Origin of the sequence: Streptomyces sp. NPDC001787 (assembly GCF_040297465.1) — a bacterium.
In the GTDB taxonomy this organism is placed as follows: domain Bacteria; phylum Actinomycetota; class Actinomycetes; order Streptomycetales; family Streptomycetaceae; genus Streptomyces.
This window is the reverse complement of sequence record NZ_JBEOZE010000004.1, coordinates 435105-441116: the sequence shown is the minus strand read 5'-3', so window position 1 is coordinate 441116 and position 6012 is coordinate 435105. Positions and strand designations below refer to the sequence as shown.

7 protein-coding genes are annotated in these 6012 nt (G+C 68.6%); 4 read left to right on the top strand and 3 right to left on the bottom strand.

Going from position 1 to position 6012, the window contains the following annotated elements:
- Positions 1-212: 212 nt before the first annotated feature.
- A complete protein-coding gene (locus ABT170_RS08750; RefSeq protein ID WP_329943943.1) occupies positions 213-614 on the top strand; it encodes a hypothetical protein in 402 nt (133 codons plus the stop codon).
- 156 nt (positions 615-770) lie between these two features.
- Here ABT170_RS08750 and ABT170_RS08745 read toward each other — a convergent pair whose 3' ends face one another.
- The 3 genes from ABT170_RS08745 to ABT170_RS08735 form a co-directional block, all read right to left on the bottom strand.
- A complete protein-coding gene (locus ABT170_RS08745; RefSeq protein WP_329943944.1) occupies positions 771-998 on the bottom strand; it encodes a DUF6243 family protein in 228 nt (75 codons plus the stop codon).
- A 229-nt stretch (positions 999-1227) separates the two neighbouring features.
- Complete coding sequence (locus ABT170_RS08740; protein WP_329943945.1) at positions 1228-1431, bottom strand: hypothetical protein; 204 nt, start codon at positions 1429-1431, stop codon at positions 1228-1230.
- Between the two features lie 127 nt (positions 1432-1558).
- Positions 1559-2941, bottom strand: a complete 1383-nt coding sequence (locus ABT170_RS08735; protein WP_329943946.1) for a glycine--tRNA ligase — start codon at positions 2939-2941, stop codon at positions 1559-1561.
- 220 nt (positions 2942-3161) lie between these two features.
- On the opposite strand from ABT170_RS08735, the gene ABT170_RS08730 reads away from it, so the two are divergent.
- The 3 genes from ABT170_RS08730 to ABT170_RS08720 all read left to right on the top strand — a co-directional run bounded on the left by ABT170_RS08730 (position 3162) and on the right by ABT170_RS08720 (position 5997).
- Positions 3162-4175: a metal ABC transporter substrate-binding protein gene (locus ABT170_RS08730; RefSeq protein ID WP_351865225.1), complete on the top strand. Its 1014-nt coding sequence runs from the start codon at positions 3162-3164 to the stop codon at positions 4173-4175.
- Between the two features lie 140 nt (positions 4176-4315).
- Positions 4316-5098 carry a metal ABC transporter ATP-binding protein gene (locus ABT170_RS08725; protein WP_329943948.1) on the top strand — a complete coding sequence of 261 codons (783 nt, stop codon included), beginning with the start codon at positions 4316-4318 and terminating at the stop codon, positions 5096-5098.
- A complete protein-coding gene (locus ABT170_RS08720) occupies positions 5098-5997 on the top strand; it encodes a metal ABC transporter permease (protein ID WP_329944143.1) in 900 nt (299 codons plus the stop codon). Before ABT170_RS08725 ends, ABT170_RS08720 begins: the two co-directional genes overlap by 1 nt.
- Positions 5998-6012 lie beyond the last annotated feature (15 nt).

The following is a 6012-nucleotide window of genomic DNA, read 5'->3' as shown; positions in this document are numbered from 1 at the left end:
CGGCTGGACCACCACCGACAACGGCCAACTCTCCCCCTACAACCAACCCCAATACCCCGGCATGCTCGCCTCCCTCCTCATCCGCCAACTACGCGACGTAAAAGTCGTCGAACACCCGTAGCCCGTGAGCCCCAACCCCACGAGTCGCCCCCACGACCCCACACCCTGGGAGGAGAAAGCCTGTTGCTCGGCCTGTGTCAGTGCGCTGCGGCATGATGACCGCCGTGGAAACTGAGATACTGATAGATGTCTGGCAGCGGATTCTCGTCGACCCCCGCAAGTCCTGGGTGCTCTTCGAGCAGGGCACCTGTGTCGTGCTGACCGCTCCAAGTGGAGAGCTCGCTGAGCAGGCCACCGAGATCCTGAAACAGTTCGGCCAGGTGCGTGCCGGATCTCCGGCAGGAGACTTCGGAGTGATCGACCTCGCGGACACCGAGGGATGGGTCGTCACCGGTCACCACAACGACGTCCTCACCTATGTCGGCCCTGATGAGCCTCAAGACCGGTCCGAGATCGCCGTCGGACTGCTGGGACGCTCCAAGCGCCACCGGGACGGCACCGAACTCCACGTCGTCCACGTCGAGGACAGGCGAGGCCCGGCGGACTCGGCGTGAGTGCCTGCGCCCCGCTCATCGGCTGAGCACTCGGCGGTGACAGACGTGGGCCCGGAACACCTGAGTGAGGTGTTCCGGGCCCACGGACGTACGGGGACTCGTACGGGAACTCGTTCCGGATTCCTTACCGGAACCCGTACGGGAGTTGAGAGCGCGTCAGCTCGCGTCGGACGACGACGCGGACTCGCCCTGGGCGGGCTGGTCCGACTGGTCGGCCTGACCGGCGCCGGCGCGTTCGCGCATCTTGCGCAGCAGTTCCTGCTTCTTCTCCTCGGCCGTCTTGCGGTCGGCATTGCGTGCGGGGCCCGCACCCTGCTGTTCGGCGCGGGACAGCTTCTTGCGCTGCCCGCCGACGCCGAGGAGGTTGTTGCGGCTCTTGGCCACGGCGTTCTCCCATCATGGTGAGAAGTCAGGAATGAACTGATCTGAATCGATCCGGTGAGCGGCGGGAGGTCGTGCCCGCCGCGCTCTCACTCGTAGATCTGGAAGAACGACGACATGAGGGAACCGTACCTCGGCCGCACGGTGGCCAGCACCCGATTTCCCGCCGCACCGGGGTGTCCGGACACGCCGCCGAGTGGCCCGGCGGCCCGTTTGACCTGGTGGGGAGCGTTCAGACCGTCGGGTCGACCGTCGCCCGATGCTCCTGCGCCAGGTGCTCCTCGGCCTTCAGCCAGGGCAGGAACTGCGCTCCTCTGCGCCATCCGCAGGTGCCGCAGATCAGCTGCCGCTGCATCCCCGACTTGCTCACCTGGACGGTGTGTTCACGGCCGTGCTGGTCCCATCTGCTGACCTTGCTCGTGGTCATGGACGGCATGCGTGCCTCCTGGGGGGAGCGTGGGCCCCAGTGTGCAACGAAGCCCCCGGCTCCGTACACGGAACCGGGGGCTTCGCCGCTGTCGCGCGTGGGCATGCCGCCCGGGTGCCGGGGGCGTGCCCGGGGATCAGCAGCCGAGCAGACGGGCGCCCAGGTAGGACTGGATCTGGTCCAGGGAGACGCGCTCCTGCTGCATGGTGTCGCGCTCACGCACGGTCACCGCGTTGTCGTCCAGGGTGTCGAAGTCGACGGTGACGCAGAACGGCGTACCGATCTCGTCCTGGCGGCGGTAGCGGCGGCCGATGGCGCCCGCGTCGTCGAACTCGATGTTCCAGTTCTTGCGCAGGTCGGTGGCCAGGCCCTTGGCCTTCGGCGAGAGCTGCGGGTTGCGGGACAGCGGCAGGACCGCGACCTTGACCGGGGCCAGGCGCGGGTCGAGACGCATCACGGTGCGCTTCTCCATGACGCCCTTGGCGTTGGGCGCCTCGTCCTCGATGTAGGCGTCCAGGAGGAAGGCCAGCATCGCGCGGCCGACACCGGCCGCCGGCTCGATGACGTAGGGGGTCCAGCGCTCGCCGGCCTCCTGGTCGAAGTACGACAGGTCCGTGCCCGAGGCCTTGGAGTGCGCCTTGAGGTCGTAGTCCGTGCGGTTGGCGACGCCTTCCAGCTCGCCCCACTCGCTGCCGCCGAAGCGGAAGCGGTACTCGATGTCAGCGGTGCGCTTGGAGTAGTGGGAGAGCTTCTCCGCCGGGTGCTCGAACCAGCGCATGTTCTCCGGGCGCATGCCCAGGTCCGTGTACCAGTTCCAGCGCTGCTCCATCCAGTATTCCTGCCACTGCTCGTCCTCGCCCGGCTTGACGAAGAACTCCATCTCCATCTGCTCGAACTCGCGGGTGCGGAAGATGAAGTTGCCCGGAGTGATCTCGTTCCGGAAGGACTTGCCCATCTGCGCGATGCCGAACGGCGGCTTCTTGCGCGAGGTCTGCTGGACCTGGCCGAAGTTGGTGAAGATGCCCTGCGCGGTCTCGGGACGCAGGTAGGCGATGGAGCCGGAGTCCTGGGTCGGGCCGAGGTGCGTGGAGAGCAGACCCGAGAACTGCTTGGGCTCGGTGAACGTGCCCTTGTTGCCGCAGTTGGGGCAGTTGAGGTCGGCCAGGCCGTTGACCGGGGGCTTGCCGTGCTTCTCCTCGTACGCCTCTTCCAGGTGGTCGGCCCGGTAGCGCTTGTGGCAGGAGGTGCACTCGGTGAGCGGGTCCGAGAAGGTGGCGACGTGGCCGGAGGCGACCCAGACGTCGGGGGCCAGGATGACCGACGAGTCGAGACCGACCACGTCCTCGCGCGAGGTGACCATGTAACGCCACCACTGGCGCTTGAGGTTCTCCTTCATCTCCACGCCCAGCGGCCCGTAGTCCCAGGCGGCCTTCTGACCGCCGTAGATCTCACTGCAGGGGTAGACGAAGCCACGGCGCTTGCTCAGGCTGACGATGGTGTCGATCTTGTCGGCGGCCACGGTGCTCTCTTCATTACGACGGTGAAATTGGACAGGGGCGGCGCGGAGCGCCTCGATGGGGTGGTGCTCGTGTATCGGGCGCGGGCGAATGCCCAAGATTACCGGCGGGCGCACCCCCCGGATCAAATCGGTGGGGGGGTCCAGCGATCTTCCGGCACCGTTCCGGTCATCTCATCAGCCTTGTTGACAATCGTTTCCACTTTTGTTGAAAATGACTGTCATGAACGTACGCCGCCTCATACCCACCGCCGCCGTCGCCGGCGCAGTCGCCCTCGGCCTGACTGCCCTCTCGGCCTGCTCCACCTCCGATGCCGCGGACGGGAGCAACGACGGCAAGCTGAAAGTGACGGCGTCGTTCTATCCGATGCAGTTCCTGGCCGAGCGGATCGGCGGCGAGCACGTCGCCGTCACCAGCCTGACCAAGCCCGGGGTCGAGCCGCACGACCTGGAGCTCACCCCCCGCCAGATCGGCTCCATCAGCGACTCCGACTACGTCCTCTACCTCAAGGGCATCCAGCCCGCCGTGGACGACGCGATCAAGCAGTCCGGTGTGAAGAACACCGTCGACGCCGCGACCCTCACCACGCTGGAGAACCACGGGGCCCAGGTCAGCGGCCATGATCACGAGGGCGAGGAGGAGCACGGCCACGAGGGCGAGGAAGCCCACGGGGAGCACGAGGAGGGCGACGGGCACAACCACGGCGAGGAGGGCGGCGCCGATCCGCACATCTGGCTGGACCCGGTGAAGTACGCCGAGGTCGCCAAGGGGGTCGGGAAGTCCCTGCAGAAGGCCGACCCCGACCACGCCGCGGACTACGCCCGGAACACGACCGCCCTGGTCGACGAGCTGGGCGCGCTGAACACGGCGTTCGAGGCGGGCCTGAAGAACACCGCCACCAAGACCTTCATCACCACCCACTCCGCCTTCGGCTATCTCGCCGAGCGCTACGGGCTCACCCAGGAGGGCATCGCCGGCGTCGACCCCGAGGCCGAGCCGAGCCCCGCCCGGATCCAGGAGATCCACACCGTCGCCGAGAAGAGCGGGGCCACCACCGTCTTCTTCGAGACGCTCGCCAGCGACCGGACCGCCAAGACCCTCGCGAAGGACACCGGGCTGAAGACCGGCGTCCTGGACCCGCTGGAGGGAATCACCGGCAAGTCCAAGGGCGCTGACTACACCGAGGTCATGGAGTCCAATCTGGCGGCGCTCCAGAAGGCACTCGGCGCGAAGTGACAGACGTCACACTCGCCGTACCCGCTTCATCCGCCCCACCCGCCCCCGCCCTGTCCATCGCATCCGCTCCACCCGTCCGACCCGACTCACCTGTCCCATCCGACTCACCCGTCCCATCGACAGCCGCATCGGAGGCGCTCATGCCGGAGCCCGGGAGTACCGCAAAAGAAGCCGTGATCAGCCTGCGCGGCGCCATGGCCACCCTCGGCGCGCGCCCCGTGCTGCGGGGGGTCGACCTGACCGTCCACCGCGGTGAGGTCGTCGCCCTGCTCGGCGCCAACGGTTCCGGCAAGTCCACCGCCGTACGCTCCGTGATCGGCCAGGTCCCGCTCACCGGCGGCACCGTCGAGCTGTTCGGCACCGAGCTGCGCCGCTTCCGCCAGTGGGGCCGCGTCGGCTACGTACCCCAGCGCACCACCGCGGCGGGGGGTGTCCCGGCGACGATCCGCGAGGTCGTGGCCTCCGGGCGGCTGTCCCGTACGAAGCTGCGGCTGCCCGGCAGGGCGGACCGGGCGGCCGTCGACCGGGCCATCGAGCTCGTCGGGCTCACCGACCGCGCCAAGGACTCCGTGAGCGCCCTGTCCGGCGGCCAGCACCAGCGGGTCCTGATCGCCCGTGCCCTCGCCTCCGAGCCGGAACTGCTGATCATGGACGAGCCGATGGCCGGGGTCGACCTGGCCAGCCAGGAGATCCTCGCCTCGACCCTGCGCGCGCAGGTCGCCGCCGGCACCTCCGTCCTGCTCGTCCTGCACGAGCTCGGCCCGCTGGAGCCCCTGATCGACCGGGCGATCGTGCTGCGCGACGGCTGTGTGACGCACGACGGGCCGCCCCCCGAGGCCCTGGGCCAGCACGCGCTGCCCGGCCACGACCACGTACACCCCCACGCGGCTTCCGAGCCCGTCCGGACGGGACTGCTGACCTGATCATGCTGGAATTCCTGAACCCTCCCTTCATGCAGCGGGCCCTGATCGCCGCCGTCCTGGTCGGCATCACCGCCCCCGCCATCGGCATCTTCCTGGTCCAGCGCCGCCAGGCCCTGATGGGCGACGGCATCGGCCATATCGCGATGACCGGGGTCGGCCTCGGCTTCCTGCTCTCCACCAGCCCCGTCTGGATGGCCACGGCCGTCGCCGTGGCCGGCGCGGTCGTCATGGAGCTGATCCGCTGGTACGGACACACCCGCGGCGACATCGCCCTGGCCATGCTCTTCTACGGCGGCATGGCGGGCGGCGTGATGCTGATCAACATGTCCGACACCGGCTCCAACGCGAACCTGATGTCGTATCTCTTCGGCTCCCTCTCCACGGTCTCCGAATCGGACGTCACCGCGATCTGCGTCCTGGCCGCCTTCGTGATGCTGGTGACGGTGGGGCTGCGCAGGCAGCTGTTCGCCGTCAGCCAGGACGAGGAGTTCGCCCGGGTCACCGGGCTGCCGGTGCGCGCGCTGAACCTGCTGGTCGCGGTCACGGCCGCGGTCACCGTCACCGTCGCGATGCGGGTCGTCGGCCTGCTGCTGGTCAGCGCCCTGATGGTGGTGCCGGTCGCGGCGGCGCAGCAGATCTCGAAGTCGTTCAAGGTGACGTTCGTGCTGGCCGTCGTCATCGGCACGGTGGTGACCCTGGCGGGAACGGTGACGACCTACTACCAGGACGTTCCCCCCGGCGCCACGATCGTGCTGATGGCCATCGCCGCGTTCATCCTGCTGACCGCGCTCGCCACACCGCTCGCGAAACGGCGTGCCCGCGCGAGCACCGCGGACGAGGACGGGTGCACCCTGGAAGTACCGGCCGCCCGACCGGCATCGGACGACGTGCCGGTCTGACCGTGTCAGCGGGCC